The 26,337-nt window shown below is 71.6% G+C and carries 32 protein-coding genes and 1 pseudogene; 16 read left to right on the forward strand and 17 right to left on the reverse strand.

All coding sequences use genetic code 11. The features are described from left to right. Position 1: 1 nt before the first annotated feature. The 8 genes from ACFVFS_RS24025 to ACFVFS_RS24060 all read right to left on the reverse strand — a co-directional run bounded on the left by ACFVFS_RS24025 (position 2) and on the right by ACFVFS_RS24060 (position 2,842). Positions 2-193 (reverse strand): hypothetical protein, encoded by a 192-nt coding sequence (locus ACFVFS_RS24025; protein WP_380626717.1) that lies wholly within the window; start codon positions 191-193, stop codon positions 2-4. Between the two features lie 75 nt (positions 194-268). Next, positions 269-514 (reverse strand): hypothetical protein, encoded by a 246-nt coding sequence (locus ACFVFS_RS24030; RefSeq protein WP_380626719.1) that lies wholly within the window; start codon positions 512-514, stop codon positions 269-271. Positions 515-639: 125 nt separating this feature from the next. Beyond that, positions 640-849, reverse strand: a complete 210-nt coding sequence (locus tag ACFVFS_RS24035; protein WP_380626721.1) for a hypothetical protein — start codon at positions 847-849, stop codon at positions 640-642. Beyond that, positions 842-973, reverse strand: coding sequence for a hypothetical protein (locus tag ACFVFS_RS24040; protein WP_380626722.1), 132 nt, complete (start codon positions 971-973; stop codon positions 842-844). The genes ACFVFS_RS24035 and ACFVFS_RS24040 overlap by 8 nt, the downstream gene beginning before the upstream one ends. Positions 974-1,109: 136 nt before the next feature. Continuing rightward, positions 1,110-1,727 carry a hypothetical protein gene (locus tag ACFVFS_RS24045; RefSeq protein ID WP_380626723.1) on the reverse strand — a complete coding sequence of 206 codons (618 nt, stop codon included), beginning with the start codon at positions 1,725-1,727 and terminating at the stop codon, positions 1,110-1,112. Positions 1,728-2,094: 367 nt separating this feature from the next. Beyond that, positions 2,095-2,403: a hypothetical protein gene (locus ACFVFS_RS24050; RefSeq protein ID WP_380626725.1), complete on the reverse strand. Its 309-nt coding sequence runs from the start codon at positions 2,401-2,403 to the stop codon at positions 2,095-2,097. After that, positions 2,403-2,555 carry a hypothetical protein gene (locus ACFVFS_RS24055; RefSeq protein ID WP_380626727.1) on the reverse strand — a complete coding sequence of 51 codons (153 nt, stop codon included), beginning with the start codon at positions 2,553-2,555 and terminating at the stop codon, positions 2,403-2,405. Before ACFVFS_RS24055 ends, ACFVFS_RS24050 begins: the two co-directional genes overlap by 1 nt. A 2-nt stretch (positions 2,556-2,557) precedes the next feature. Beyond that, positions 2,558-2,842: a hypothetical protein gene (locus ACFVFS_RS24060; RefSeq protein WP_380626728.1), complete on the reverse strand. Its 285-nt coding sequence runs from the start codon at positions 2,840-2,842 to the stop codon at positions 2,558-2,560. Between the two features lie 337 nt (positions 2,843-3,179). Between ACFVFS_RS24060 and ACFVFS_RS24065 the strand changes: the two genes are divergently transcribed. From ACFVFS_RS24065 to ACFVFS_RS24125, 13 genes are all read left to right on the forward strand, one after another. Beyond that, entirely contained in the window at positions 3,180-3,989 is an 810-nt protein-coding gene (locus ACFVFS_RS24065; protein ID WP_380626729.1) for a GntR family transcriptional regulator, read from the forward strand. Continuing rightward, a complete protein-coding gene (locus tag ACFVFS_RS24070; protein ID WP_380626730.1) occupies positions 3,986-4,753 on the forward strand; it encodes a glycosyltransferase family 2 protein in 768 nt (255 codons plus the stop codon). Before ACFVFS_RS24065 ends, ACFVFS_RS24070 begins: the two co-directional genes overlap by 4 nt. 453 nt (positions 4,754-5,206) lie before the next feature. Next, on the forward strand, positions 5,207-5,335 hold the full coding sequence (locus ACFVFS_RS24075) for a hypothetical protein (RefSeq protein WP_380626731.1): 129 nt from the start codon (positions 5,207-5,209) through the stop codon (positions 5,333-5,335). After that, a complete protein-coding gene (locus tag ACFVFS_RS24080) occupies positions 5,332-6,513 on the forward strand; it encodes a hypothetical protein (protein WP_380626732.1) in 1,182 nt (393 codons plus the stop codon). Before ACFVFS_RS24075 ends, ACFVFS_RS24080 begins: the two co-directional genes overlap by 4 nt. Before the next feature lie 81 nt (positions 6,514-6,594). After that, positions 6,595-8,019: a replicative DNA helicase gene (locus tag ACFVFS_RS24085; RefSeq protein WP_380626733.1), complete on the forward strand. Its 1,425-nt coding sequence runs from the start codon at positions 6,595-6,597 to the stop codon at positions 8,017-8,019. A 224-nt stretch (positions 8,020-8,243) separates the two neighbouring features. Next, on the forward strand, positions 8,244-9,053 hold the full coding sequence (locus ACFVFS_RS24090; protein ID WP_380626734.1) for a DnaB-like helicase C-terminal domain-containing protein: 810 nt from the start codon (positions 8,244-8,246) through the stop codon (positions 9,051-9,053). Positions 9,054-9,313: 260 nt separating this feature from the next. Beyond that, positions 9,314-9,601, forward strand: coding sequence for a helix-turn-helix domain-containing protein (locus tag ACFVFS_RS24095; protein ID WP_380626735.1), 288 nt, complete (start codon positions 9,314-9,316; stop codon positions 9,599-9,601). 501 nt (positions 9,602-10,102) lie between these two features. Then, complete coding sequence (gene tap / locus ACFVFS_RS24100; RefSeq protein WP_380626738.1) at positions 10,103-12,595, forward strand: telomere-associated protein Tap; 2,493 nt, start codon at positions 10,103-10,105, stop codon at positions 12,593-12,595. Positions 12,596-12,693: 98 nt separating this feature from the next. Beyond that, a complete protein-coding gene (gene tpg / locus ACFVFS_RS24105) occupies positions 12,694-13,269 on the forward strand; it encodes a telomere-protecting terminal protein Tpg (protein ID WP_380626739.1) in 576 nt (191 codons plus the stop codon). 213 nt (positions 13,270-13,482) lie between these two features. Then, positions 13,483-13,797: a hypothetical protein gene (locus ACFVFS_RS24110; RefSeq protein WP_380626741.1), complete on the forward strand. Its 315-nt coding sequence runs from the start codon at positions 13,483-13,485 to the stop codon at positions 13,795-13,797. Positions 13,798-13,909: 112 nt separating this feature from the next. After that, positions 13,910-14,362, forward strand: coding sequence for a hypothetical protein (locus ACFVFS_RS24115; protein ID WP_380626742.1), 453 nt, complete (start codon positions 13,910-13,912; stop codon positions 14,360-14,362). A 327-nt stretch (positions 14,363-14,689) separates the two neighbouring features. Continuing rightward, positions 14,690-15,316: a hypothetical protein gene (locus tag ACFVFS_RS24120; RefSeq protein WP_380626743.1), complete on the forward strand. Its 627-nt coding sequence runs from the start codon at positions 14,690-14,692 to the stop codon at positions 15,314-15,316. 74 nt (positions 15,317-15,390) lie between these two features. Next, entirely contained in the window at positions 15,391-15,732 is a 342-nt protein-coding gene (locus tag ACFVFS_RS24125) for a hypothetical protein (protein ID WP_380626744.1), read from the forward strand. 563 nt (positions 15,733-16,295) lie between these two features. Here the strand turns inward: ACFVFS_RS24125 and ACFVFS_RS24130 are convergent. The 5 genes from ACFVFS_RS24130 to ACFVFS_RS24150 form a co-directional block, all read right to left on the reverse strand. Then, a complete protein-coding gene (locus ACFVFS_RS24130) occupies positions 16,296-18,980 on the reverse strand; it encodes a substrate-binding domain-containing protein (RefSeq protein WP_380626745.1) in 2,685 nt (894 codons plus the stop codon). Beyond that, on the reverse strand, positions 18,977-19,207 hold the full coding sequence (locus ACFVFS_RS24135; protein ID WP_380626746.1) for a hypothetical protein: 231 nt from the start codon (positions 19,205-19,207) through the stop codon (positions 18,977-18,979). The genes ACFVFS_RS24130 and ACFVFS_RS24135 overlap by 4 nt, the downstream gene beginning before the upstream one ends. 740 nt (positions 19,208-19,947) lie before the next feature. Further along, positions 19,948-20,259 carry a hypothetical protein gene (locus tag ACFVFS_RS24140; protein ID WP_380626747.1) on the reverse strand — a complete coding sequence of 104 codons (312 nt, stop codon included), beginning with the start codon at positions 20,257-20,259 and terminating at the stop codon, positions 19,948-19,950. A 39-nt stretch (positions 20,260-20,298) separates the two neighbouring features. Next, the gene (locus ACFVFS_RS24145) at positions 20,299-20,589 is read right to left on the reverse strand and encodes a hypothetical protein (protein WP_380626748.1); all 291 of its coding nucleotides are present in this window, start codon (positions 20,587-20,589) and stop codon (positions 20,299-20,301) included. A gap of 46 nt (positions 20,590-20,635) precedes the next feature. Next, entirely contained in the window at positions 20,636-20,875 is a 240-nt protein-coding gene (locus ACFVFS_RS24150) for a hypothetical protein (RefSeq protein ID WP_380626749.1), read from the reverse strand. Between the two features lie 442 nt (positions 20,876-21,317). On the opposite strand from ACFVFS_RS24150, the gene ACFVFS_RS24155 reads away from it, so the two are divergent. After that, complete coding sequence (locus ACFVFS_RS24155; RefSeq protein WP_380626750.1) at positions 21,318-21,869, forward strand: GNAT family N-acetyltransferase; 552 nt, start codon at positions 21,318-21,320, stop codon at positions 21,867-21,869. 114 nt (positions 21,870-21,983) lie between these two features. Here ACFVFS_RS24155 and ACFVFS_RS24160 read toward each other — a convergent pair whose 3' ends face one another. Continuing rightward, complete coding sequence (locus tag ACFVFS_RS24160) at positions 21,984-23,351, reverse strand: tetratricopeptide repeat protein (RefSeq protein ID WP_380626751.1); 1,368 nt, start codon at positions 23,349-23,351, stop codon at positions 21,984-21,986. 110 nt (positions 23,352-23,461) lie between these two features. On the opposite strand from ACFVFS_RS24160, the gene ACFVFS_RS24165 reads away from it, so the two are divergent. Further along, on the forward strand, positions 23,462-24,022 hold the full coding sequence (locus ACFVFS_RS24165) for a hypothetical protein (protein ID WP_380626752.1): 561 nt from the start codon (positions 23,462-23,464) through the stop codon (positions 24,020-24,022). On the opposite strand, the pseudogene ACFVFS_RS24170 reads toward ACFVFS_RS24165, so the two are convergent. Continuing rightward, a pseudogene (locus ACFVFS_RS24170) lies at positions 23,971-24,231 on the reverse strand (IS5/IS1182 family transposase); the annotation flags it as partial. The gene ACFVFS_RS24165 and the pseudogene ACFVFS_RS24170 sit on opposite strands and share 52 nt — an antisense overlap. Positions 24,232-24,716: 485 nt before the next feature. Between ACFVFS_RS24170 and ACFVFS_RS24175 the strand changes: the two are divergent. After that, a complete protein-coding gene (locus ACFVFS_RS24175) occupies positions 24,717-24,989 on the forward strand; it encodes a 4-fold beta flower protein (protein ID WP_380626753.1) in 273 nt (90 codons plus the stop codon). Positions 24,990-25,481: 492 nt separating this feature from the next. Here ACFVFS_RS24175 and ACFVFS_RS24180 read toward each other — a convergent pair whose 3' ends face one another. Both ACFVFS_RS24180 and ACFVFS_RS24185 read right to left on the reverse strand, forming a co-directional pair. Then, on the reverse strand, positions 25,482-25,871 hold the full coding sequence (locus ACFVFS_RS24180) for a hypothetical protein (protein ID WP_380626754.1): 390 nt from the start codon (positions 25,869-25,871) through the stop codon (positions 25,482-25,484). 114 nt (positions 25,872-25,985) lie between these two features. Next, the gene (locus tag ACFVFS_RS24185) at positions 25,986-26,219 is read right to left on the reverse strand and encodes a hypothetical protein (RefSeq protein WP_380626755.1); all 234 of its coding nucleotides are present in this window, start codon (positions 26,217-26,219) and stop codon (positions 25,986-25,988) included. Positions 26,220-26,337: the final 118 nt, after the last annotated feature.

Below are 26,337 nucleotides of genomic sequence, written 5' to 3' on the forward strand. Positions count from 1 at the left end.
GTCACCGCTCGCTGTCGGCGGTGCCGCTCTCGACGGCGCTGTAGGAGGGCGCGCTGCCGTCGCTGTTGCGGCGCAGGTCGTTGTACTGCGGGCCCGGGCCGATGTTGATCGGCCCGCTCGCGGTGCCGATCTGCACGATCGGCCCGGTCACCGTCGAACCGCTGACCTGGTTGTCGGTCTCGTGCTGCGCCATGTTCTGCCTCCTTGTTGGGGCCGGGACGGTCCCGGCCGGTCAGGTGCTGGTGTGTGGTGCGGGACGGTCGGTGCGTCAGCGGCGGAGCCAGCCGGTACGGTCGGCGTTGCCGCCGTCGGCCTGCTGGACCGCCTCGACGTAGTCGATGACCTCCTGGCCGCGGGCGTCGCGGCCCCGGGTGGTCAGCGCGGCGGCCAGCGTGCCGGTGCGGAACGTCCGGGCGGCCTCCTGGTCGCCGGAGGCGACGGCCTGCTTGATGTCCTTGGTGAGCCGGCGGTGGCCGACGACCTCGATGACGGTGTCGCGCAGGCGCTTCAACATGCGGTGCTCCTTCTGCGGGCTGGCGGGCGGTGCGTCGGGCACCGTCGAACACCGCCGCGCCCACGCCCGCGCCCGTTGTCCGGGGCGGAGCGGGACGTGGCGGCGAACCACGGCAACCGGTGCGGTCAGGCCGCGGAAGCGAGGCGCCGCAGCGCCGCGACCGTCTCCGGGTGCGCGGCCTCGTCCAGGACGTGGCGCAGCTCCAGGAACGGGCCGCCGGCGGCCGGGCGGGCCAGGACCGCATCCGCCCAGAGGGCGACCTCGTCGGCGCCGGCGTGTTCGCCGGGCGGCCGCGGGGGCGGCGGGGTGACGGCGGGCTGGGGCTGGTCAGGCATCGGGGTCGGTCCTCTCGGTCTCGGTCGGGGTGAGGAGGTGGGTGGCGGCCTCGGCGACCAGCACCAGGAAGCTGGTGACGGCGGAGACGACGAAGAAGCTGAAGAAGACCTGGTCCAGGTCCACGGGTGACCTCCCGGTCGGAATCGGGAACGGAGGTACGGCGGGCGCCGGACCGGTTGGGCTGGCCAAGGCGCAGTGGATGAGGCGGGGCCCGAGGCGGGCGACGGGGTGGAGCTGGCCGCGCGGCCGGGACGGCGGCCTAGTCGGCGAGCTGGCCGTTGCCGTAGCGGCGGGTGCCGTCGGCGCAGCGCACGACGTAGCGGGCGTCGGCGCGGCGGGTGGCGGAGAACGGGGACCACCGCTCGACCGCGTCCCGGACGTCGCGGCCCCAGGCGTCCATCGGGTCGTCGCCGAAGGCCGCGAGTTCGGCCTCGCTGTAGACCTCCAGGGCGAGCTCGCGGGCCCGGTCGCGGTGGTCGGCCCGCTTGTCGATCCGGACGCGGGTGGCGGCTGCGGCCTCGATGGCGGCGTCGGTGGCGGCCTCGTTGGCGATCTCCGCCTCCATCTCCGCGAAGTCGCAGCCGGGCTCGGTGGGCTCGACCAGCTCAGCGGGGGCGGTGCGCACGATCGCGTCGGCGCCCTGCGCCACCAGGCGTCGGCGGGTCTCGGTGCCGTCGCTCTCGTTGGCCAGCCAGATTCCGGGGTCGGTGCCGGTCAGGGCAGCGACCGAGGCGGCGAAGCACACATCGGCCTCGGCCTCGCGCTCGGCGCCGAAGGTGAGGTACTCCGGGTACTCCGGGGTCCAGGCGTCGGCGACCGGGGCGGTGCAGCGGGCGATGCGGGCGGCCTGACGGCGGCCGGTCAGCGTGCGGGACATGCGGGTGCCTCCTGGATCGGGCGGGGCAAGGGGAGAAGCGGTTGGTGGTGGGCCCGGTGGGGCCCGCCGCACCACTCCCGGCACCCGTCCCGGCATGGGCATGCCAGGACGGTTCCGGTGGCAGGCGGCGGGAAGCCGTGCTGCGGGAGAGAGGAGAAGGGAGAACCGGGGCGGCTACTTGCCGGAGCCGGTCTTCTTCCCCTCGTTGATGCGCTTCTGGGCTTCCTGAGCCCGGCGCAGCGCCTCGTCGGCCTGGTTGGAGAGGATCACCGGTCCTCCTTCTTCTTGGAGGTGACCGGCGGGGTCTCGGCCGGTTTGGTGCCCTGGCCGTTGCTGCCGCCGTAGGCGCGGAAGAGGTGCGCGGTGATCACTGGGCGCCCCCGTCCTCGGTGTACGGGCCGCCGAAGTTCTGCCGAACGTGCTGGCCGCCCTGCTGGTACGGGTCGGGGGTGGCCAGTCGGCGGCCGGTCCGGTCGGTGGCCGCCGGCGGGACCGGGGCCTGGGCCTCGCGGTGGTGGCGCCGGGCGGTCTCCTCGTCGTACGGGGCGTGCCAGCCGGTGCTCGACATCCCGCTGGTGCGGGTCACGGTGCCGGAGCCGGAGGAGTTGCTGGAGTTGTCGCGGACGGGACGGGCGGCGGGCTCGGCGATGCCGAAGAAGGAACGGATGAGCCCCATCACCGACCCCCCGCCTTGCGGGCGCGGTCGGCGGCGGCCGCGTCCTGACAGACCTCGCGGATCTGGTCCGGGGTCCGGGCCTGGTGGATCGCGGCGTGGAACTGCTGGGCGCGCTCGGCGACCTGCCGGGCCTGCTCGGACGTCTGCGCCATGATCAGCACCCCGCCATCTGAAGGCCGGCGGCGCGGGTGGCGAGGGCGTGGTCGACGAACCACGCGAGGTGGTCCCAGGTCGTGCGGGCCGCGGTCGCGGCGTGGCGGCTGGCGAGATCCCAGACCCGGGCGACCAGCTCGGAGATGGCGCCCTCGCCGGCGGCCGGGTCGACGACCGCGAGGTCCCGGGTGACGAGGGCCAGCACCTGGCCCTCGAACTGCGACTGAAGCGCAGCAACGGGGTCGGATTCGATCCGCGCCCCAAGGCGCGGCATGATGTAACGCACGGTGGTTCCTCCCTGGTCAGATCAGGTCGATAGAGCCGCCGAGAGGTCCCCGCGTTGGCCGTAGGAAGCCGCGGGGACCTCACCCCTTTCTGGGACCACTCCGCGTGGCCGTAGGAAGCCGCGGAGGTCGCCCTCCTGCGTTGGCCGTAGGAAGCCGCAGGCTGTGGGGCGGGCGTAATGCATCGTCACTTCCCGGCCCGGAGACCGCTGGTGGCGACAGGAAGACAATGACACTCATGTCCCGGGACTGTCAACAGTCCCGGGACAAATGTCCCGGGACTGCGGTTGCTGTAGTCCCGGGACTGTGGGAGAGTGGCACCCAGAGAGGAGGCATCTAGTGGCATCCAGAACACCGAAGTGGCGCGAGATCGCCGAAACGTTCGCGCAGAAGATCCGGGACCGGGAGTACCTTCCCGGAGATCAGCTTCCGCAGATCCGTGAGCTCGTCAGCCAGGGGCTTGGCTCGAAGACAACGATCATGGCCGCCTATCGCTCCTTGGAGACCGAGGGCTTGGTCGTGACCGCGCGCGGCCACGGCACACGAGTGCGAAGGCAGTACCCGCGTCAGGTCAGGCGTCATCAGACGCGCTACGGGTGGGAGAAGGCCCTCGCCCTAAAGCCAGAGGTTGAGCGACGTGGAAACGGGGTCGTTGAACAGGACACCGGCTTGGCCCATGAGCAGGTTGAATGCCACGCCGAGTTCAACACCGTGCCAGCAGACGACCGGCTTGCACAGCGCTTCGGTGTTCCGCCGGGAACATTGATGCTCCACCGACAGTACTGGCACAGCGTGCCGGGCGATCCGATCGCTCTGTCGTTGATCGACTCGTACCTCGTCCACGAGGTCGCGTCCAGGAACCCGGATCTCCTGGACAGCTCACTTGAGCCCTGGCCTGGCGGAACCCATCACCAGCTGAGCACCATCGGCATTGAGATCGACCAGATTCAGGACGACATCAGCACTCGCCTGGCGACGCTGCACGAGTCCCAGCATCTCGGCATCCCGAATGGCAGCCCGGTCATTCTCCTGGACAAGACGTCGGTCTCCACTGACGCGGAGGTCGTGGAGTTTTCCCACGTCGTCCTTCCCGGCGAGCGGACCGAGATCTCGTACACGGTCCCCCTCGAAAGGTGGCCAGGCCGATGACGCGCATCATGTCGATCGTCACGCCCGTCCACGCCGCCGCGATTCCTTTCCTCCCGCAGGCATACGAGTCACTCGTAGCCCAAGCCCTACCCGACGGGTGGGACTGGGAATGGCTGATCCAGGTTGATGGAGGCGACGGCACCGAAGTACTCGCCGACATCACCTCCGACCGCCGGGTGAAACCAAGCGGGTCACGGAAGGGCGGCCCTGGCGTTGCCAGGACAATGGCCTGGGGCCGCAGTCATGGGGAGCTCGTCAAAGTCCTCGATGCCGACGACGTTCTGCCTCCCGGCGCCCTCGCCCGCGACATCGAAGTACTGCAGGCGCATCCCGATGTCGGATGGACCGTGTCCCGGGTACTTGACCTGATGCCGAACGGGTCACTGGTGCACTACACACTCGGTGACCCCGAGGCGGGCCGAATGCCACGTGGCGAGCTCTACAACTACTGGGCGACCACCAACAGGCCCCAGGTACACCCGGCCACCCTGTGTGTTCGGCAGCACCTACTAGCCCTCGCCGGCGGATGGATGGCTCTGCCCGCTTCCGAGGACACTGCGCTGCTCATCGCCCTGGACGTACTCTCCGACGGGTACTTCATCCCCGAAACTGGGCTGCACTATCGCAAACACGACGGCCAGACGACCGCCCACTCTGACCACCGGGGAGGCCCCGAGTGGGAGGCTCGGATGGGAGCAATCCGCAAGCACGCTGAAGCCCTAAGGCACCAACCCCTACTCCTGGACACGCCCAACAGTGGTTGACATGAGAACCCCGGGCTCACAGGGCTAGGCTCAGTCTGGTGCTTGCCTGGCGGGCACCAGAAGTCCAGAAACAGCAAAAGCGGCCCAAGATTGGCGTCTGTGGGGCCGCTCAGCTGTCTATGTATGCCGCCTCCGACGGTACCAGGGGTCCCCCGGCTCAGGCGAGAGACACCCGTCTCTCGCCTGTTCGGGCTACTCCTGGAATCCGGCCGGCGGCGGCGCCCCTTAGAGAGGTAGCGCCCCCCGTTGCGCCCCACCGTCACCCCGCGGCGGAGCCGTATCTCCCCGGCCCGCCCCGCCTACTACCGCCAGCCGCTTGGCCGCCCGGCCACCCACTGGCTCCCTCCCGCTCCGGGCGACCTCTGTCCACAGGCCAATCGTGTGATCACTGGCTTCGTGATCAACATCCGCTCACCGAAGTGTGGCCCGCGCCACACGATTCAGGGCCACACCGTGCCCGAGCTTCCGGCCTCTAAAGGCATGACCCTGCACGCCCCCGCCCAGATCGGTCCCTCCCAGCGTCCGACCATCCAGGCCGGGCTGGTCCTGGTGCCCGCCGCGGAACCGGAGGTGGCCCGATGAACGGGTTGCACGACGACGACACCATGCGGGTCGTCCCGGGCAACGAGCCGGTCACCGAGGTCACCGTGCACATGCACATGGTCTACGGCGCCGGCCTGCCCGATCCGCTGGACACACTCGTACTGCTCCACCTGATGTTCATGGTGGCGGGCGGCGAGAAGCCCACCCAGTCCGCCGTCCTCGCCGCGCTGCGCGCCGAGGGCATCCAGAACATCAACGGCAAGGGCGTCGGGCTGGTCGGCCGCGCGTCGGTGCAGGGGTCGTTCCGCAACCTGATCGCGGCCGGCTTCCTGCGGCGGGTCGGCCAATCCAACGGCGCCAAGGGCCAGTTCGGCGCGGCCGGGTACGAGCTATACCGGCGCCCCGCGTACAACCCGGACTGGATGCCGTCGGCGCCGCTGAGCGCTGACGACGCCTCTGCATCACCGCAGGTCACACCGCAGATCGTGACAGCGCCCACGGTTGCGGGCCGGAAGGGTCGGAAGCACGTTTCCGCAGGTCAGACCGTGGGTCCTGTCACCGCCCACGGTGACACCGCAGGCGGTGTCAGCGCCCACGGTGGGAAGCACGTTTCCGCAGGTCAGACCGTGGGTTCTGACAGCGCCCACGGTAGCGTTTCCCCCCCACACCCCCCGGTGGTAGGAACTACCCCCCCTAACCCCCGTGCCACAACGGTCCCGTCCGCCTCGGCTGACGCCGGGGCGGGGAGGGGGAGGGGGACTCGCTCCGCGAGGAACGGCAACCCCGCGTCCATGCCGGAGGAGCTTCAGGCGATCGTCCGGTTCCTGATGGAGCTGCCCGCGCCGTTCGCGTGCGGGCTGCGGGACGCGAAGAACTTCGCGCCCCGGCTGCTGGCGGCGATGCCGCTGCTGGGCTACACCGAGCCGGACGACGTCCTGGTCTACGACCTGACCCACCGCACGGCCGGTGGCCTCAAAGACCCTTCCTCCGCCATCGGCGCCCGGATCGACAAGCTGCGGGCCCGGCACGTCGTCCTGCGCGACCGCAACGCCCCGAGCGTGGCCCATCCCCGGACCGCGCCGGATGACGTTCCCCCGGCGCGGGCGCAGCACTGCGGTGACCTGGACTGCGACCCGATCACCCGCACCCGGGGTGTCCGGGACGAGGCGGGGATCCTGCGCGTCCAGCAGTGCCCGCAGTGTCAGCAGCTCGGCTGACCCCGTAACGAAGCGGGCGGCTGGACCCGGCATGGTCCAGCCGCCCTGCGGAACCGCCCACTTCACACAGGAGTTCCACCCATGAGCATTGCAGACGACCCGATCGACATCGATGACGACTTTGACGAGCCGGAGCCGTACGACACCGGCCTGCCGGTGCCGGCCGCTCGCCAGGCGCTGGAGCGGGAGCAGCCCAACGACATCGAGGCCGAGCAGGCCGTGCTGGGCGCGATGATGCTGTCGCGTCCGGCGATCGACGCGGTGATCGGCACGCTGCGCGGGCCCGGTGACTTCTACCGCCCGGCGCACGAGGTGATCTACAACGCGATCCGGGACCTGCACGACCGCACCGGCGCGAAGGTCGACATCGACCCGATCCTGGTCGGCGGCGAGCTGACCTCCCGGGGCGAGCTGGCCAAGGTCGGCGGCCCCGGCTACCTGCACACCTGCGTCAACGCGGTGCCGACGGCGGCCAACGCCGAGCACTACGCCGAGACGGTGCGCGACCTGGCGGCCTTCCGGCAGGTCATTGAGACCGGCACCCGGATGGCGGCCCGCGGCTACGCCGCGCTCGGCGAGGCTCCCGAGGTCGTCCAGGCCGCGATGGCCGAGCTCCAGCAGCTGGTCGCCGGGACCGCCGTCGCGGAGCAGAAGCTGTCGGTGGCCGACCGGTGGCAGGAGTTCATCGACTCCCAGGAGGCCGGCGTCGACCCGCGCGCCCTGGACACGCCCTGGCCCGACATCAGCGAGGTCGTCTCGTTGCGCCCCGGCCAGCTGGTGATGATCGGGGCTGCGACCGCCGGCGGCAAGTCGCTGTTCGGGATGAACCTGGCCGCGCACGTCGCCCTGCACCGCAACCGGCCGGTGCTGGTGGCGAGCATGGAGATGATGGGCGACGAGCTGATGGCCCGCCTGACCTCCGCCGAGTCCGGGGTGTTCCTGGACCGCCTGGTCAAGCACAAGCTGGACGACGACGACTGGCAGCGCATCGCCCGGGTGTCCGACCGGATGCGCAACGCGCACAACTTCATCCTGGACGACGCGCCCGGTCAGACCCTGTCCAAGCTGCGGGCGAAGCTGCGGTGGATGGCCTCCCAGGGCCACCCGCCAGCCATGCTGGTGGCCGACTACCTCCAGCTGATGACCCCGGAGAACGGCAAGGCCAACGACACCCGCGCCAAGGAGATCGGCGACATCAGCCGCGGCTTGAAGAACATCGCGGTGGAGTTCGAGATCCCGGTGGTCGCCCTGGCCCAGTTCAACCGCGGCGCCGTCGGCCGCCGCCCGCTGGTGTCCGACTTCAAGGAGTCCAGCTCGATCGAGCAGGACTCCAACGTGATCATCCTGCTGCACCGCGAGCTCGCCGAGGACGGCACCGACACCGGACCGACCGCCGGGACGGTGGAAGCGATCATCGCCAAGAACCGCAACGGGCCGAACGGCCGGGTCGTCCAGCTGTCCTTCCAGGGCCACATGGCCCGCCTGGCCTCCATGGCTCACGGCTGAACAGCCCCGAGAACGACCCTGGAGGCCTCTGTGGCGGCCTTAACCCGCCCCCGGGCTCCGTCGCCCCGTTCGAATCCGAGATTGCCCCGCAGAAGACGATCTACGGGCTCCGCCTGGCCCTGATCCGACAAAATCAGGAGACAGGCCTTAGACCCGTCTCGTCCGGTCGGCCGCAGAGCTGACCGGACGGACGCCCGTTCACCCTCTCGCCGAAGGACCATGCCTTGAACGACACCGGCACCGTGCCGCCCCAGCTCAAGCCCCAGCCCTTCAACACGGCCTGGCCCGAGATCAACGAGCTGCTCACCCTCAAAGCCGGACAGGTGGTCGTGGTCGCTGGCCCCGCAACCACCGGCAAGTCGTTCTTCACCCATACCATCGCCGCCCGCGCCGCACTCATCTTCGGCCGTGGCGCTGGGATCATCAGCGCGGAGAACGACAGCCACTTCGTCCACCAGCGGTTGATCGCGGCGGAGTGCCTGATCCCGATCCGCGCGCTTTCCGGCGCAGGCTCGACTGACCATCACTTCGACCTGCTCAAAGCGGCGTACAACCACATCGCCGGAGCGCGAATCCTCACCGCCGGCGACGACTCGGTGCGGCCCGCCAAGTTGCGCGCCATGCTCAAGCGCATGGCCTCCGAGGGCTGGACCCCGGGCGTCGCCGTCCTCGACTACTACTCCGCCCTCGCCGACGGCATCCACCGCGACGTCTCGGAGGAGGCACTGGCTGCTGTCGCCGCCCAGTTGCCCGCGATCGCGGAGGAGCACGGCATCACACTCCTCCTGGCCACCCACCTCCAGCACCCGTTCGAGGACGAGAACCCGAAGCCCGAGAACATCCCGGCCGGCGCCTGGAGGATTGCGGACACCGTCCTCATGCTGCGCAACAACGGCGCAGCCCCGCGCCGCCGCATCACCGTGACCGTCGAGAAGTCCGCCGACGGGCACACCGGAAAGTCCTGCGACCTGCACTTCGACGGCTGGTACGGCCGCTTCTCCAGCACGGCCCTCGAAGGCGGACCCGGGCTCTGACTCCGTCGGCCGCCGACCCGCCCTCGCGCGCGCAGCCACCCGTCACCTGGCCTACGGCCGTCCGGGAGGGCGCAGCCGACGGTTCTGGAGTTCTGGTTCTAGATATTGGGCGTCGTGGGTGACGCCAGGGGTGGCGTCACCCACGACGCCACCCCCTCGGTCGGCAGGGTGCCGTCGCCGAGCCGGCCGAGCCCGTCACCAGGGTCCTGACCAGTCGTTATACGTGGGCCGCATGGTCTATTCGGAGGGTGCATATGGGGGTGTCGGCGACGGAGAACCTGCTGCGGGCCACGGTGGCGGCACTGCTGCGCGCCACGGGCGAGTCGCAGGAAGACCTGGCCCGCGGGCTGGGGTTCAGCCAGGCGCAGGTCAGCCGCAAGCTGTCCGGCGGCAGCGCGTGGGCGGTGGCCGACCTCGACCGGCTCTCGACGCACTACGGCATTGCCGTGGTCGATCTCGTGGTCGGCCCCACCCATGCGCTGAAGCTGCTGCCGGTGTCGCGCCGTGCCGCCGTTGTCGGCGGAACCCAGACGGTGATCACGATCTAGCGGCTCGGCCCGGTCGACCGGGCCGAGCGCGTCGCGCGAAGCCACCTGTAGATGCCTTCGGCGTCCGGGAGGCTCGCGCACTTCTCTTACTACTTCTATTCATGGTGTCCGCGTGGTGGGTAGACCCCCGTCCGCGTGGTGGGTAGACCCCCCGTCCGTGGTGCACAGACCCCCTGCTGTCAGCGGCGCGTTTTTGTGACGGAGCACCGCAGTTTGCGAGTGATCGTTTAGAACCCGCTGGTCAGGGCCGGGGCGGTGCACCGCACATTGCGAGGTTGGAGCACGACACCTTGCGAGCGCTGACTGCGAAACGGCCCGCATCGGCGACAAAACCCCAGGTCAGGCGAAGGATCCTGGCCGCTCGCAAACCACCGTGCACCATTCGCAAACTGCGGTGCTCCGTCACAGTTTTCGGCATGCCCCGAACCGGTGATGTTCGTTTGAAATGTGCGATCCGCAAGTTACTTTCACGCTAGAGTGTGTGCTGGAGGTGAGGTGTCGATGAGTGAGGACCTGTTCGCGTCGATCGACGCGCTGCTGGCGCGGCCGAAGCCGGTGGATGACCTGCCAGTGCCCGCGGAGCGGGAGCGGCTGCGCAAGGCCGGCGAGTACACCCAGGAGGAGCTGGCGGCGGCGCTGAAGACCCGTCGGGAGACGATCGTGCGGTGGGAGGCCGGGACGACCGAGCCGCGCCCGCCGAAGCGCGAGGTGTACATCAGGTTCCTGGCGACGCTGGCGCTGCAGCACGGCACGGTCGAGCCCAGCGAGTGGCTGCGCCGGGCGCAGGCCGCCGGCCTTGTGCGGTCCGTCGATCAGCCGCCCGCCGTCCCGGCCCCGGATGCTCCGGCGGCGGCCGTCGTGGCCGCGCCCGCGGTGGTCCCGGCGCCGGCTCCGGTCGCTCCCGCTGGTGCCGAGCCTGTCTCGGCGGCGTTCGGTGGCGGGGACCAGGCGGTGGTGGAGCTGGATCGGACGGCGGGCGGGGAACTGGTCGCCGGTCCGTCGGCGCCGTGTGTGCGGTGCGGGCGGCTGACGCCGTATCGCGCGCAGGGCCGGCCGATGCATGTGGGCGGCTGGTGCACTCCCGACACCGGCGTCGCCGGACTCCTCCAGGCCGCCCCGGCCGCCGCGGCCGCGTTCGTCGAGGCCGTCACCGCCGAGCGCACCGTGCCCGCTCCCGCGGCTGCTCCGACCGCCCCCACGCCGGCGAACACGCCGCGCCCGGCCTCCTCAGCGCGGGCTCCGAAGGCCCCGGCGCGCAAGACCCCGGCGAAGAAGGCCGCCAAGGCCGAGGGGCCGTCGGACTGGGAGACGGCCGCGGCCGCGCGCTTCCCGGCCGGCCCGCTCGCGGTGCTGGACGTTGCCCCGTCCGGCAAGGCCCTGGTGGCCTACCTCGCCGACGGCACCCAGGCGCCGACCGCGCCGGCCGGGCGCACGCTCGCCGACGTCGTCGAGTGGACGCTGGAGGCACGCCTGGGCTCGCCGCGGCTGCACCGGCACGGCAAGGACGGCGACGCCCTGGTCGTCGTCTCCGACGCCGCGCTCGCCGAGCTCGGCCTGCCGCCGATGGGCCGGGACGAGAAGAAGGAGTTTGTCCAGCGCCTGGGCGCGCTGCCGAAGACCCACAAAGCCGTCAAGGCGCTGGAGAGGGCCGGCTGGCTGCTCACCCGGCGCGGCCTCGGCCCGTGGGCCAGGGTCTACCGCACCCCCGAGGACGGCAAGCGCGTCTGCGTGCAGCTGTGCATCCCCGCCTGGGGCGCGCTCGCGTCCGGCGGCTGGACCATCCCCGACGGCCTGGATGCCCCCGGCCTGGCCCGCCTCCTCGGCACCTACGCCACCCGGGTCCTCACCCCGCGCGGCTCCACCGCCGTCTCCGGCCTCGAACTCGTCACCGCGCTGCGCCCGCCCACCCGCGCGGTGCGCACCGACACGGGCTGGATGTCGGGTGCGGTGGAGGGCTCCCGCCCGAAGGACGCGTTCGACCCGGCGCCGCCGGAGGTCCCGGACGTCCACCCCCTCGCCCAGGACCGCGAGCCGGGCGCCGAGCTGGTGACCGAGGCCTGGGACTGGCACCGCGACCTGACCGACACGGAGAAGGCGGCGCCGTTCGCGGTGGGCCTCGATGTGAACATGGCCTTCCTCGCGGCCGCCGGCCGTCTGTCGCTGCCGTTGTCCGGGCCGGTCCACGAGCTCAACCCCGCCTTCGACAAGACGATCCCGGGCTCCTGGCTGGTCGACCTCTCCCACGTCGACACCGACCCGCTGCTGCCCTCGCCGTTCTCCGCGGACGGCTCCCGGCCGACCGGGCCGGCCTGGTACTCCACGGTGAAGGTGGCGTACGCCGTGGAGCTCGGCGCGACCGTGCGGCCGCTGGAGGGGTGGCTGCGCCACGAGCACGGCCCGTACCTGGACCCGTGGCACAAGCGGCTGCGGGCCGCGTACCTGGAGACGATGGCTGCGCTCGGCGTCCCGGGCGACCTCGCCGACACCGACCCGCTCGCGTTCCTGGACGCCATGGCGAACCTCAAGGCGACCGGCGACCCGGCGGAGCTGGCGGTGCTCACCGCGATCAAGCAGACCGCCAAGGGCACCGTGGGGAAGTTCAGGGAGCGCCCGCGCGGGCACGGCTACAAGCCCGGCGAGCGCTGGGCCGCACTGGAGCGCCCGACCTGGGACCCGCTGATGCGCGCCCTGGTCATCGACACCGCCACCGTCAACCTCCACCGCAAGCTGCGCAAGATGGCCGCCGACACCGGCCTGCGCTGCTTCGCCGTCCTGTCCGACTGCGCGGTCTTCGCCGCCCCAGGGCCGGGCGCCCTGGACATCCTCACCAAGCCGGACGGCACCCTCACCACCTCGCTGCGCCTCGGGGTCTCGCCCGGGATGGTGAAGTTCGAGGGCTCCCGGCCGATGCCGGAGATCGCCGAACTCATCGCCGACCAGGCGAACCCGGCCCGGCACATCAAGACTGGCGGCGTCGTCTCCGCCGACGAGTAGTCCCCCTGCGGCCCGTTGGCACCCGCCCGGCGGGCCGCCCACTCCACCACACGAACACGAGCCGCCCCGGCCGGGGCGGAGGGAAGGACCGATGCCCCGTGGGGGAGATCGACGAGGGCCTGGAGCGCGCCGAGCGCACCCGCCCCATCCCGGCGCACCTCAACACCAGGGTGAAGTTCCTGTGGGAGAAGGTCGCCAAGGAGGACACCACCGCCCTCGCCCAGGCCGCCGGCGTCTCGGTGCGCACCGCGCAGCGCTGGGTGCACGCCCTCAAGGCCGTCGCCGAGGGCGAGCTGAAGGGCGACATCCCGATGGCCAAGGCGAACGCGGCCAAGGTCGAGCGCGCGGTGCGGGCGGCCTGGCAGCCGCGGGTGAAGCAGCGCGTGCGCCGCGATGCGGAGAAGAACGGCTTCATGCTCCACATCCAGGCGACCTTCGGCTACAGCGCGGCGGCCGCCTCCACCGACGACCCCCGCCAGCGCGCGATCACGCAGAAGATGCCCGGCGAGGTCGCCCAGGCCCTCTACGCGGCCCGGGACGCCGGAGCCACCCAGGCCGAACAGGAGCAGATCCTGGCCGACGCCCTCGGCGAGCACTACTTCCGCCAGGGCGGCCGCGCCCGGCGCCTGGACGTCGACCTGAACGACATCGCCTGGATGGACGTCGAGCTGTAGTCCCGACAGACCACCGACTGACCCTCGAACCCCTCCGCGACACCTCCGTGTCGCCGGAAAAACGATTTCTCGGCCGCCGAAAACGCGGCCGGGAAATCCATTTAGGTCACGCGAACCTGAATGAGTTGACTAAAACCGAAAAGAGGCCAAGGGCCCGCATCCCGTCACCGGGAGGCGGGCCCTTCTTCATGCCCGCAGCGAAGGAGACCCGCGTTGCCGACGCTCCACTACGCCCCCGCCGCCGCCCGCACCCTGACCCGCCTGGAACGCGGCCGCCGCGCCGACCCCGCCCGGCTGCGCCGGGTCCGCCACGCCCTGGAGCGCCTGGCCGCCGACCCCCGCCACCCCGGCCTCTGCTCCCACCCATACCCCGGCCTGCCCGGCCACGGCGGGCGCCGAGCGTGGACGTCGTACGTCGACCAGGGCGCCGGCGCCTGGCGGCTGTGGTGGAGCTGGGAGCCGGCCGCCAGCGACCACGGCCAGGAGCACGCGGTGCTCACCGTGCTGGCGATCGGCCCGCACCTGTAGGAGCTGCGGTCGGCGGGGCCGGAAGACAGCCGGCTCTGTCCACAGGCAACCCGCCTGAAGCTGATTCGGCGGGCCGGGAGACGCCCGGCCCGCATCGCTGGAGGAGTGCATCATGCCCGAGGTCCTGGAGCACAGCGGCGGCCACCTGCCGCACCGCGACTACATCGCGCAGGTCGTCACCGAACTGGAGGAGATCGGACGCGGCCCCGGCGGCTGGGAGCTGTGGGAGGAGAACAGCCCGCCCGGCGGCCGAGCACTGTGCGCGCAGCTCGGATGGGGCGCCGGCAGCCACGACCCCCACGACCACCCCGAGACCCCGGACTCCGTCCTGCTGCTCACCGTGAACTGGAGCGCCGGCGGCGGCTGGTCGTACGGCTGGGACAACGAGTGCCTGATCGACGGCGACGGCCCGCAGGTGTTCCTGGACGCCCCCGCCGACGCCGACCCTGCCACCGTGGTCCGGCTCCTGGAACACGCGATGACCAACCAGGACGACCCCGCCCGCCGGGCCGGGTCGGAACGCCTCTACGAAGCCGTCCTCGACAGCTGGCAGGCCGGCAGCTGAGCCGCCGCCACCGGGTGGCATGTTCGCGGCCGAAAAATCGCAGGTCACACCCCTGGCCACCACCGATCAGCGGGTCTAGTGTCTGCGCCACGGCGGCCCCACCACAGCACCACCGGGCCGCCGAGCAGAGCAGCCGCGCCATGTCCTCCCCGTGCGGCTGGCCTCCCACAGGCCGGGCCCCGCCGAACGCACCCCCTCGTTCCCCGGGCCCGGCCGCCTGCACCCCGTGCCCGCCAGGCCGGGTGCAGGCGGGGGAATCCGGTCGCCGGGCAGCGGACCGGGCCCCTACGCTGAGCCGCTCACCGACCCGCTGACCAGGGGGAGAAGATGACGACCGACACCAACACCGACACGGCCGGCGCCGAGCAGCGGCCGTGGCTGCGCACCGAGCACGGCGCCACCATCGGGCACGCCGAGGCGTGGTGCTGGGGGCGCACCGTGCGGCTGCAGCTGCGCCGGATCCTGCACGAGGACGACGGCGAGACGGGCATCATCGATGCCCGCCAGCTGGTGATGGCGCTGCGGATGGTTCTGCGCGGCGCCCAGATGTCCCGCACGCACCTGACCACCGCCGAGGGCCGGGCGATCCTCGACGAGGGCCTGGCCGCGTTCACCGCCGCCGTTCCCGGCGGCAAGGAGGCCCGGGACGTCATCGAGCACTTCGACGAGTACACCCAGGGCACGGGCTGGCTCCAGCAGCCCGTCCGCCCCCGGCTGCGGGTGCCCGACGAGGAGCAGGCCCAGCGCTTCCACATCGACTTCCGCCGGGACGACGGCGACGACGGCCGGCAGCGCCCCGTGCTGATCGTCGGCCCCTACCCGATCGACCTGATCACCGCCGCCGACGCCGCCGAGCGCCTCGCATGCGACATCTACGAAGCGCTGTGCATGGACCAGGGCAACCCCGTACCGCGCGGCTGGGCCTACGACGTCCGGACCATCCCGGCACCCTGACCGCCCCCGCACCGTCCCGCACCCCGTCCCGGCCGCTGCGCCGCACGTTCCCGCGGCGCTCACCGTTCCTCGCCGTGCCGGGCGAGGAAGTCGCGGGCCTGGCGGGCGCGGTAGTCGTCCTCGACGGCGTGCCGGTCGCCGGTGATGGCGTACCGGCGGCAGGCCGGGAACAGCTCCGGGTCCTCGCCGACGTCGTCGGCGTAGACCGTGGGGACGGTCAGGGCGCTGCGGTCGGAGAGGTGCGCGGGCGCGAGGCGCAGGGCGATCTCGCCCAGCGCCCGGTCGCTGTGCTGCTGCTCGGCGGCCAGGGTCCGGCCGGTGGTGACGTGGCGCCGCCATGCCTCGGTGTCGTACCCGGCCGGTCGGCGACGGCGAGCTCGGCGATCGGCAGGTCCGGGCGCTCGCGCAGTTCGTGACGGCCCCGGCGACGGTCTCGCCGACCCGGCCGGGCTCCAGCGGCGCGCCGCCGGTCTCGGCTTGGGCGTCGGCCGGGCGTTCGGCGATCAGGTCGGTGAGCTCCGCGATGCGGCCCTTGAGGTCGACGACCGCCCGCACGGGCAGCACCAGGCCGGTGTCCCGCGCGTGGGACAGGTCCGGTCCGGCCTGGCGGGCGACGACGTTCTCGATCGCCTCGGCCGCGGCGGCCGGGTCGAGCAGCCGGTGGGCGGTCGAGCGGCTCACCCGGAACTCGGTGCTCGCGTACGCGGCCCGTCCGGTGTATCCGAGCGCTGTCCACATCCGAGCCCGGTGCGCGGCGCGTACCCGTGCGGCCAGGGCGAGGACGGCGGAGCGGACCTCCTCGGTCGCGGCGCGCAGTTCCCCGGTCCGCCGCCGGGCCTCGGCGTGCGTGCTCGGTCAACCGGCAGATGCCGCTGCCCGGGCCCACGCACCGTGCGGTGCGTGGGCTCGGGCAGCGGGGGTGGGGCTTGGGTCGGCTCCGGTGGCGGGTTCGGTGTGCTGTCGGGGCCGTTGTGCGGGGTCAGAAGTTGGAGATGACGTTGGTGAGGGTGTCGAGGATGGTTTTGGGGTCTTCGGCGTGGTAGGCGCGGGCTTTGGATTCGCGGGCGATGGTCTGGAGGTCGGTCCAGGCGTCAGTGGTGTCTTTGTCCTTCTTGTTGGGGTCGATGCCGTAGCCGATGGTGAACACCCGGATCGTCTTCTGGGCGGGGTCGGTGAGTTGTTGCGTCAGCTGGTCGATGCTGACCTGGGGGCCGGCGGTGCCGTCGTTGTCGTTCTTTCCGTCGGTCAGGACGAGGACGGCGTTGATGGCGTTGGGGTCGTAGTGGTCCCGTAGTTCCTTGACCGCGGCGGCGGTGGTCTCGTAGAGGGCGGTCCCGCCGCCGGCGCGCACGGCCCGGATGTTGTCGGTCAGCGCGGTGCGGCGGGTGCGGCCGCTGTAGGGGTCTTTGACCGGTCCGATGTCGACCAGGGCGCGGTGGTTGGAGGTTCCGTTGAGGACGTCGGCGGAGGAGAACGTCCACAGTCCGACGCGGTCCTGGTCGGCGAATCCCTGGACCAGCTTGTCGGCGACCTGCTTGAGGAGTTCGAGCTTGCTCAGGCCGATGCCGTCGATCTTCCCCTGGTCCATGGAGGCGGAGGTGTCGATGACCAGCAGGACGTTGGCGCGTTTGCGCAGGTCGGGCCAGGCACTGAGGATCTTGTCGAGGACCTCCGGGGCGGGCAGGGGGAACGGGGTGAGCGGGGCGTCGGGGAGCGCCCCGTTGTCCTGGTTGATGTACGTGGTGGGCTTGGCGTCGTGGGTGCGCAGTCCGATGTCGCCGAACAGTGCCTGGGCGGGGGCGGAGTGCAGGTAGGTCAGGAAGTCGTCGGCGAGGGTCTTCTTCGGTGCGCCGATGTCGGTGAGGGTGATGTAGGGGTGGTCGGAGGAGAGCGTCTTGTCGGTCGGGTAGAAGGCGACGAGCTTGGTCTTGGGGGGCGTCTTCTGCTGGCAGCCGTCGTCGTCGCTGCGGGTTCCGCAGGGCAGGCCGCGGTTGTAGGCGACGACGGCGCTCTCCTCCACGGTGACGGCGGAGATGTAGGAGTAGCCGGGCCGGGAGCCGGCGGGGCCGGCGTCGTCGGCGCGGCGCAGGTTGGCGAGGAAGGTGAGGCTGGTGTCGCCGTAGTGGACGACGGACTGCTCGATCCTGCTCACGGTGGTCCGGGCGGCTTCGGTGGCGATGCCGTCGGGGGTGAGCGGTCCGGCGGAGGCGAACGCGGCGATGGTGGCGTTCAGCCCGGACGTGGAGTAGCGGGGGTCGGTCTTGCCGAGGAGGAAGTCACCCCACCCGGGGTTCTGGTGCTGGGTCCAGAAGTTCTGCGGGTTCCGGGCCCAGTCCGCGAAGTCGTTCCAGGTGATCCGCTTGTCCGGCCAGCCCAGTGCGCGGGCCATGGGCTCGGGCATCGCGACCACCAGCGGGGTGGTCGCGATCAGCGGCGGGTCCTGGGCGGGGAGCGCTGCGGCGGCCGTGCCGGGGGCGGCGTTCTGGCGGGCCAGGGGGAGCCAGACCGCCGAGGCCGGTGACCACACGTCGGGCCTGGGCGCGCCGGTCTCCGGCCATCCCTTCCGCAGGGCCTGCATGGCGAGGCCGGAGTTCATCGTCATGACCTTCACCCGCAGGCACTGGTCGCCGACCTGGCGGGAACCGTAGCTGCCGGCGAGGTCCCCGAGGACGGTGGAGGCGTCGGCCGAGGCGGTGAGGATCAGCTCGGTCCCGGGGTTCGAGCATGCCGGCAGGGCGGAGGCGACGCCCGGCTGGCCCGGCGTCGTGGAGGGCTGCGGGGCGGCTGCGGGGGAGGAGCGGGCCGGTGAGGTGGACGGCGGCGCGGTCGACCGGCCGGTGGATCCGTCGTGGACGGGCCACAGGACCGCTGCGATGACGGCGGCGGCCGTCACGGCCGCCAGGGCCGTGGGGACCGGGTGGCGCCGGGGCCAGGCCGGCACCGGGCGCAGCCAGGACCGCGGGTGCCGGGCGGGCGTGGCCGGCGGGGTGGGTTCCTCCTGCGGTGCGGGTTCGGCGGGCATCGGCGGTGCCGGGGAACCGGCGGCCTGCGCCGGCTCCCCGGAAGCGGCCGGTTCCGCTTCCTGCTCAACCGGTCCGGGCGGCGGTGGCGTGTTCGTGCCAGTGACAGCCTGTCCCGGCTCTCCCGGCTCTCCCGGGGTCGGCGGGGTGCTGGTGGGCAGCGGGACGGGCGGGACGGGCGGGACCGGCGGCTCCGCCGACCTGCCGGGGCCCGCGGCGGGCGCGCCCTCGTCGTCCGGCGGGAGGCCCGGCACGGCGATCCGCTCGGCGGCCGTCATCCCCCTGAGCCTCTCCCATTCCGCGTGCCACGGCCCGGGATCCGCCCCCAGCGCGGTCACGTAGGCGAGCAGCGCCGCCTCGCTGCACAGCACGGTGGTGCTGGTGACCTTCGACATGGTCGATTCCGTGTAGCCCGCGGCCTTGGCGACCTCGGCGAGGGACTTCCCCGCCCCGGTCCGCAGGTCGGCGAGGCCCTTGGCGAAGACGGTCAGCGGCGCGTTCCCGCTCATGTCGCGCCCCCGTCCCCGCTCCCGGAGCGCGTCCTCCGCGGCATCGGGCCGGGAGGGGAGGTCCTGCGCCGGCGGCTGCTCCTGCCTGATGGCGTCCTCGGGCTCGTCGGGCCCGTTGCCGGGGCCGGCGCTCACCGCGCGCTCCGGCGGCGGCCCGGGCGGTCGGCGGTCGCGGGGCCGGCGAGGAACAGGGCGGCCACCTTCGCCGCGGCCAGGCCTCCGCCGCCCGCGACCGCCAGCGCGGTCTCCGGCGAGCTGCCCATCAGCACCAGCACGATGATGATCGCCTGGATGACCGCCAGCACACTGAACTGGAAGGCGTACGAGGACCGCCGGTGGTGCCGGGAATCGTTCCCGATCATGACTGTCTCTTCTCTCCACGTGTCCGGGCAGACCCCGCCTCAGCGGGGCCGGCGGCCGCCCGTTGTTCATGGCACCCGAGCTGCAACCCGGCTGCCTGGCGGCTGACTTCAACAATGCTCAGCCTGGCCCGGCCGCACCAGAGCCGACGGCCTTTCAGCAATTTCGAGGCGGCACCGAGACCTGGCGCGGTCGTGCCCGCAAGACGCCCGGGGCGGCCCGGCATGTTGCTGCCCGCCCGGGGAAGCTGCCGTCGCGGCCGCTGCGGCACCCCGTTCCCGACACCCCGCCCGTCATTCGGGAGCCGAGGCATCACCCCAGCTCACGGCCTGTTTCATGGTTTCCAACCGAGGTTGGAAAGCCGTTCGGGCTGGCCGGTTACTCCGTGGTCGGTAACACTGGAAACGCCGGAATGCTCACTCCACGTGTCCGGGCGAGCCACGGCATCCTGGGGGCGGGCCCCCGCTGCAACGGAGGGCCCGCCCTGCCGCATCAGCATGTGTGCTCCGAGCTCTTTCCCTGATTCCCGGGATCTTTCCCGCAGCGGATCCCCGGGGACACCACCGGATTTCCAGGGCGGCTCCTGCAGGTCTTCGCCGAGGGCTTCGACCGGCCACGGTCCCTCGACGGCCCACGCGTAGCGGCGCTCGGCGAGAAACTGCTCGGCAGTGCTGCCGAGCCACGCACCGAGGACGCCCAGCGCCCTGTCAGCCTGCCGGTCGGAGAGGTAGCCGGGGGCGACCTAGAGGGCGAGCAGGCCGAGCTCGCGGCGTACGACCACCCGCTGCCGGGCCAGGTCGCGGCCCCGGACGACGTGGGAGCGCCACTGCTCGATCTCCCAGCCGTCGGGGCCACTGGAGACGGTGAACTCGTCGGCTGGCACGTCGGGCCGGGACCGGATGTCGGCGACCGAGCGCGCGACGATCTCGGCGACGACCGCGCTCTCTGGCGGCTGGCCGGCTTTGGTCTGGGTGTCGGCCGGGCGTTCGGCGATCAGGTCGGTGAGCTCCGCGATCCGGCCTTTGAAGTCGATGACCGCCCGCATCGGTAGCACCAGGCCGGTGTCCCACGCGTGGGACAGCTCCGGTCCGGCCTAGCGGGCGACGACGTCCTCGATCGCCTCGGCCGCGGCCGCCAGGTCGAGCAGCCGGTAGGCGGTCGAGCGGCTCACCCGGAACCCGGCGCCCGCGTACGCGGCCCACCCGCTGTACCCGAGCGCGGTCCACACCCGCGCCCGGTGCGCGGCGCGCACCCACGCCGCCAGGACCAGGACGGCGGAGCGGACCTCCTCGATCGCGGCGCGCAGTTCCCCGGTCAGCCGACGGGCCTCGGCCTGCGAGGTCGGGCCGACGGGCTCCCGGTTCTGGTCGCCGCGCTCGCCCATACCCGACCCCTTCCCCGGACGGGGCGCCGGAACCCGGCCGCGAGGGTCAGGCCGCGGCCGGGTCCTGCCCCGGGTCCGCCGGCCGGGCGGCCTGCTTCAACTTCATGGCGGCCTCGTGCCGGTTGCCGGCCTTGGCCCAGAACGAATGGGCGTACAGCTCGGCGCCGACCTCGGCGAGCGCGTGTCGGTTCTCCTCGGTCGGGTCGGCGGCCCAGGCGGCCTCGGCGGCGTACCAGCGGCGCTGGAGGGCGAGCAGGTCTTCAGGAAAACCGGAGGAGTCGGACATGCGGCAATCGCTGGTCGCACGCCCGTACGACCAGCGGCGCCGTGCCCGCGCCAGCGGGATGAGGTCGACCGGAACAGCCCCCAGGCCGCGGCGCGGGCCGATACCGTCGCCAGCAGCGGGCTGGCCCCAGCCGCCCGGGGGGCTGGGACAGACCTGGGACCCCTTGTCCCAGCACTGCCCCACCGTGCCCGCTGTGTCCGGTTTGTTGGGACAGTCCCAGACCATTTTCCCCAGGTCACAGCGAAACGGGCCCAGACCTGAGTGACCCGTCGCAACGAAGTTAGTCGACCGGCTGACCTCTGACAGGTGACCTTGACCGTTTGCCATCCGATCTTGACCACCACCAAGTCCCCGCCATTTGATCTTGACCGGCGGTGGGGTTGCCGTACGGGCGTAGATTGATCAGCGGTCAGTTGGGGCTTGGTTCTTGGGGGAGGACACCGTGATCGAGCGGAAGGAGTGGCCGGAGTGGAGCGACATGGACGTCACCGAAGGCGGTCCCGGTGACGTGCTGGACTTCCTGGCGATGTTCCACGACCACAGCTCCTGGCTGGTCCCGGTGCAGTACGTCAACCTGGCCGAGACGCTGGAGTGGGAGAAACCCCCGCCGATCGTCAAGCAGGTGCTGCGCCATGTCCGGGCCGGGCAGGTGCGGATCTGCCGGGACCTGATCACCCGTGTCACGGGCGGCTCCGTGCTGACCGACGAGGCTCCGGAGTTCGCTCCCGCGGTTGAGGAACCCGAGCTCTACCTGCACTTCCTGGTGACCAGGGTGAGGTTCCGGCAGTTCAGCATGACGGCCCTGGTCGCGGATGCCCGGGCCGAGGCCGCCCGCCGTGGTGCACGGTTGCTCCGGACGCACTGCTGGGCCGGTGAGGACGGCCGCATGGTGCGCGAGTACGAGGAGTTGGGCTTCACTGCGGCCCTGGAGTTCGAGGAGCTGCGGTCGGACGGGTCGCTCTGGCCGGGTTGGATGCTTCAAACCCGGGTGTGAGCGGGCGGTCAAGCTCACCTGTCAATCGGTCAAGGTCGCCTGTCAAAGGTCACCGATGACCCGTCTCAAGTTAGTTTGACGTGTCTCACCGAAGTTTGACCGCGGCCTCCAGCGTCAGAACGGTGGTTCGTTGGAGTAGGTGCGGGCCCAGGGGTCGTCGGCCGGTTCAGCGCTCGGCCGGTTCTGGAGCACTCGGACAGCGTCGTTGATGCGTCCGAGGTCAATGAGGCGATGGGCCAGCACGGGGCTGTTGGAGGCGGGGTGCTGTTCGAGGACGGCGACGGCTTCCTCGGTTCGGCCTGCCTCAGCAAGCAGGTCTGAGAGGGACCAGGCCGCGTACCAGGTGCCACCTTCGGGGTGCGCCCGGGCCTGCTCGATCGCTTCGTCGAGTAGGCCGCAGCCGGCCATGAGTGGCAGCCGTATCTGGAGGAAGTCCCACTCCTCCTCACCGTCACGCCGCTCCTTGAGGGCGTCGAGGTAGGCCAACGCCTCCTGAGCGCGGCCGTGCTCGGCATGCAGGGTGCACAGCGCGTCAACGACGCAGTCCTCCGTACCGCCCGAGGAGTCCGCCAGGGCGCGCACCACCGCGATCGCCTCGTTGCTGCGGCCGTGCCGGACCAAGAGCTGGGCCAGCAGATGGCCTACACTCCCCATGCCGTGGGGCTTCTCGGCGAAGGTCCGGTAGACGGCGATCGCTCCCTCCTCATCGCCGCGTGCCTCCAGCACCTCGGCCAGACTCTGCGCGGCGTGTCCGTGGTACTCGGAGTCGGTGTACGCGCGCAGTTCCTCAATCCGTCCATGCCTGGCCAGCAGGTCGGCCAGTGCGTCACGGCCATTGAGCGACGTAATCTCCCGGCGGCGCAGCAGGGCGATCGCTTCGTCGACGCAGCCTTGCCGTTCCCGGACGGTGGCGAGCAGGTCGAAGGCGTTGGACGGCTCCAGGCGGAGCCGGTGGCAGTCGGGGTCGTCGCAGGCCGGGACCGCGGCCTCGATCCGGGTTTCCAGCAGCGCCGCCACCTCCTCGTCCTGGCCTGCGGCTTCGGCGACGTCGACCAGGGCCCGGGCGATGAACCAGTCATCAACGCCGGGCCGCAGCAGCGCGAGCGCCTCGGCGGCCCGACCGTGGCGAGCCAGCAGACGCGCGAAGAATTCCAGGACCAGCCGGTCGCCAGCCTGTGCGTAGGGGCGGGACAGCTCGATCGCCTCCTGCGCCCTGCCCCAGTCCTTCAGCAACTCGGCTCGGGCCTGGGCGGCCCGCCACCAGCCCGTCGCGATATACGGATTAAGTACGTCCAGCGCCTGCTCGTACTGCCGTCGGTCGCCGAGCAGCCGCGCCCACTCCAGCGCGCAGAACCACTCCCCGCGCCCGGCCTGGAACTCCACTTCCCGCTCGTGGCCAAGCTCCAGAAGCCGGGTCACCAGCGACGCAGGAATACAGCCCGACAAGGTCCGGGCCCGGTAATCAAGATCAGCAGCGTCCACGACCCCGCACCCTAGCCGCCACCCACGACACAGCCCGGATCCGCCCGCAGTCAACGTCCGATGAGACGAATCCCGCCCCGTCAAACTTCGCTGAGACTGATCAAACTTCAATGAGACGGGACACCGACCAGCAGACCACCCGCGGGAGCCATTTCGCCGAAGCCGTGACCGCGCTGCTGGCGGCCCAGGACCAGCTTGGCGACGAGGCGCTGGCCCTGCTGGCCGCCGAGAAGGAGGACACCCCGCAGGGGCGCAGGGCCCGGAAGGCGCGCGCCGCGCTGCGCGAGGCCGCCGGCATGCTGCTGACCGCCGTCCAGACCCTCGCCACCGCCCACGGAAGCGTGGCCCTCGGGATCGACGGCGCGGTCAGCCACACCACCGACGGCACCCCCGTCACCCTGCTCCCCATGCTCAGCACCCAGCAGACCCTCCTCCTGGACGCCTGGGAACTCGTCCAGGACACGGTGGACCACCTCGACACCAAGGCCTTCCCCGCGGCAATGAAGAACCCCTCCCCGGCCCGGGAGCCGGCCCGCACGAGCGGCGCGCTGCTGCGCCTGCGCGACGGCGTCCTCGCGATCGGCCGCGAGCTGGACGAGCGAGGCCTCGGCGAAGTCGATCATGTGCGGAGCCAGATGACGAGGGCGGCTGCGGTGACCGTGCCGAGGTAGACGTAGCCGCGTTTGTCGTAGCGCGTGGCCACTGCTCGGGCGTGCTTGAGCTTGTTGATGGCCCGTTCGACGGTGTTGCGTTTCCTGTACCGCTCCTCGTCGAAGCCCGGTGGCCGCCCGCCGCGTGAGCCCTTGCGCAGGCGGGCGGCCCGGCTGTCGGTCTTCTCCGGGATCGTGTGCCGGATGCCGCGTCTGCGCAGGTAGGTGCGGCACGGGCCGCTCACTGGCCGCCAGCTCGGGCAGCCTGTTGGCGTGCGGACTGCCGGTTACGACACCGGCGCCGAGGTCGTACGCCAACTCCTCGTCCAGCCGGCCCTCCCCGCCCGGCACGATCTCCCGCCCCGCACGCCTGCTCGACGGCGTCGGCCGCCCGCCCCAACACCGCGCGGTACGCCTCCATGGTCTGCCGTCCGGCGAGCCCGCGCACCCACCCGGCCGCCTGCCGGCCCGCCTCACCCGCCCCGGCGAGCAGCCCGTTCACCGCATGCTGCGGTTCGAGCTCCTGCCGGCCCTCGTCGGCGGCGAGGGGCTCGCCCGCGGAGGGCAGGAAAGTCACGTTCGCCATCACCAGTGGACCCAGCGGGGCCTGACGAGGTCGCGGCCAGTGCGGCGACCACATGGTCTTGTGCGGCCCACCACGGTCCGCCGAAACTTGAGGCCCTGTGGCGTTCACCTCGTGTCCGGAGGCGTGCAGATGAGCAACGTTCTCGATACCCGGGGCAAGCAGGTGGGTACGGTCTGGTCCGCCGGCGAGGTCTATGACGCCCGGGGTAAGCGGGTGGGTACGGTCTGGTCCGCCGGCGAGGTCTATGACGCCCGGGGTAAGCAGGTGGGCAGGGTGGATTCCGGGGGCTCGGTCTACGGTGCCCGGGGCGGGCGGGTGGGCGCGATCTGGAGCACTCCCGGCGTCAGCGACCGAGAAGTGAGGAACGCGGGAGGGGCCGCCTTGTTGCTGCTCCTGCGCTGAGGGAGCACCAGGAACAGCGAGTACGTCTTGACGAGTGAACGACCCGGACCGGCCGACGTTCTGTTACGGGCTGCTGCATCCAACCATCCAGGCCGCTGCTCCTGGTCCTCGTTCCCGAGGTCCGCTTCGTCCACCTGGACGGTCACGTTCGTCATGGCCGCCGAGGTCACGGGCAAGCCGACGGGTTTCGCCCCGCCAAGGTGCCGCTTTTCGCCTCGCTGAACCTTTGCACCCCAGGTCACAGCGGTTACCCGTTCCGCGGGGGAGCGGGCCGGGTACGGATCGGCTTTCGGTGTGTGGCCGGACGGGCGGCCGCCAAGACGGTGCCGGGCCCGGCTACGCTGCCCCCGGGGCGCTCGCCGGACCCGGGACGCACACCCACGGGCCATCGCCGGCGGGCGCCTCCAAAGCGGGCGAGAATCTATGACCGTCGGGCCGCGTTGTGTCTGAGGACTGTCCCCGCAGAACCCGTCAGCCGCATCGTCCGGTTGCTCACGCTGGATCCGCTGAGCCTCGCTTGTCCTCGACGTGGACGACGTGAAGCTCGGTGCCATCCCGGTGGCGCTTGGAACGACCGAACAGCCCGACCGCGATCTCCGGAAGATCTTGAGACTCATCGGGGCCGACGTAGGTGAGGATGTCGTTGTGGTGGCTGGTGACGATCCACCCCTCGGTGTCCTTGAGGTCGGTCACCCCGAAGTCTCCTGCCGACGATCCGGCGTGCACGGGGCCGAACTCCTTCAGGAGAGCGGTGGCCTGTTCGGCAAGTTCCCCGTTCGGGGCCGTCAGCACGACACAGGTGCCGTGTTCGAACAGCACCCACGACTTGTGAGGATCGGTGAGAAGTCGCTGCCAGGTGTCTATCAGCATCTCGGTGTCCATGGTGATCATCATGCCGGACACCGACACAGGGTGACGATCGATCGGCGACTGCGGCGAATACGCGACTCCTGACCATGCGAGCTCACCAGTCAAGCCACCCCCGCTGACCTGTGCTTACGACGCCGATCGGACGGCTTGGTCGCAGTGCGGGCAGACGTAGCGGGCGAGGTCGGGCGGGTACCAGCGCTGACCCGGCGAGGCCGGCCGCCACGGGTCGACGGCCATGCCCGCGGTGTCGAGCCCGCAGACCGCCGTCCGATCGCCGGGAACGTCCGGGTCGGACCCGGCCGCGTGCACGACCAGGCGCACGGGATCCTCCGGTTGTTCGACCGCCACCACGATGCCCACCACCCCACTCTCCAGCCCCCCGCCGCCTCCGCACCCGCAGAACGGCCGCCAGGGCCATCATCGTCCCGGTCGGAATTGCTCGCCGTCGCCGTCCGGCCCCTCCTCGTTCCCGTCCCGC

The sequence above is a fragment of the Kitasatospora sp. NPDC057692 genome (assembly GCF_042799475.1).
Classification (GTDB): Bacteria; Actinomycetota; Actinomycetes; order Streptomycetales; family Streptomycetaceae; genus Kitasatospora.

Excerpts from the sequence above, each read along its gene's own strand:
- ACFVFS_RS24025 (WP_380626717.1), bottom strand. The coding sequence starts at position 193 with ATGGCGCAGCACGAGACCGACAACCAGGTCAGCGGTTCGACGGTGACC.
- ACFVFS_RS24030 (WP_380626719.1), bottom strand. The coding sequence starts at position 514 with ATGTTGAAGCGCCTGCGCGACACCGTCATCGAGGTCGTCGGCCACCGC.
- ACFVFS_RS24035 (WP_380626721.1), bottom strand. The coding sequence starts at position 849 with ATGCCTGACCAGCCCCAGCCCGCCGTCACCCCGCCGCCCCCGCGGCCG.
- ACFVFS_RS24045 (WP_380626723.1), bottom strand. The coding sequence starts at position 1,727 with ATGTCCCGCACGCTGACCGGCCGCCGTCAGGCCGCCCGCATCGCCCGC.
- ACFVFS_RS24050 (WP_380626725.1), bottom strand. The coding sequence starts at position 2,403 with ATGGGGCTCATCCGTTCCTTCTTCGGCATCGCCGAGCCCGCCGCCCGT.
- ACFVFS_RS24055 (WP_380626727.1), bottom strand. The coding sequence starts at position 2,555 with ATGGCGCAGACGTCCGAGCAGGCCCGGCAGGTCGCCGAGCGCGCCCAG.
- ACFVFS_RS24070 (WP_380626730.1), top strand. The coding sequence starts at position 3,986 with ATGACGCGCATCATGTCGATCGTCACGCCCGTCCACGCCGCCGCGATT.
- ACFVFS_RS24080 (WP_380626732.1), top strand. The coding sequence starts at position 5,332 with ATGAACGGGTTGCACGACGACGACACCATGCGGGTCGTCCCGGGCAAC.
- ACFVFS_RS24085 (WP_380626733.1), top strand. The coding sequence starts at position 6,595 with ATGAGCATTGCAGACGACCCGATCGACATCGATGACGACTTTGACGAG.
- tap (WP_380626738.1), top strand. The coding sequence starts at position 10,103 with ATGAGTGAGGACCTGTTCGCGTCGATCGACGCGCTGCTGGCGCGGCCG.
- ACFVFS_RS24115 (WP_380626742.1), top strand. The coding sequence starts at position 13,910 with ATGCCCGAGGTCCTGGAGCACAGCGGCGGCCACCTGCCGCACCGCGAC.
- ACFVFS_RS24120 (WP_380626743.1), top strand. The coding sequence starts at position 14,690 with ATGACGACCGACACCAACACCGACACGGCCGGCGCCGAGCAGCGGCCG.
- ACFVFS_RS24135 (WP_380626746.1), bottom strand. The coding sequence starts at position 19,207 with ATGATCGGGAACGATTCCCGGCACCACCGGCGGTCCTCGTACGCCTTC.
- ACFVFS_RS24145 (WP_380626748.1), bottom strand. The coding sequence starts at position 20,589 with ATGGGCGAGCGCGGCGACCAGAACCGGGAGCCCGTCGGCCCGACCTCG.
- ACFVFS_RS24150 (WP_380626749.1), bottom strand. The coding sequence starts at position 20,875 with ATGTCCGACTCCTCCGGTTTTCCTGAAGACCTGCTCGCCCTCCAGCGC.
- ACFVFS_RS24165 (WP_380626752.1), top strand. The coding sequence starts at position 23,462 with ATGAGACGGGACACCGACCAGCAGACCACCCGCGGGAGCCATTTCGCC.
- ACFVFS_RS24175 (WP_380626753.1), top strand. The coding sequence starts at position 24,717 with ATGAGCAACGTTCTCGATACCCGGGGCAAGCAGGTGGGTACGGTCTGG.
- ACFVFS_RS24180 (WP_380626754.1), bottom strand. The coding sequence starts at position 25,871 with ATGGACACCGAGATGCTGATAGACACCTGGCAGCGACTTCTCACCGAT.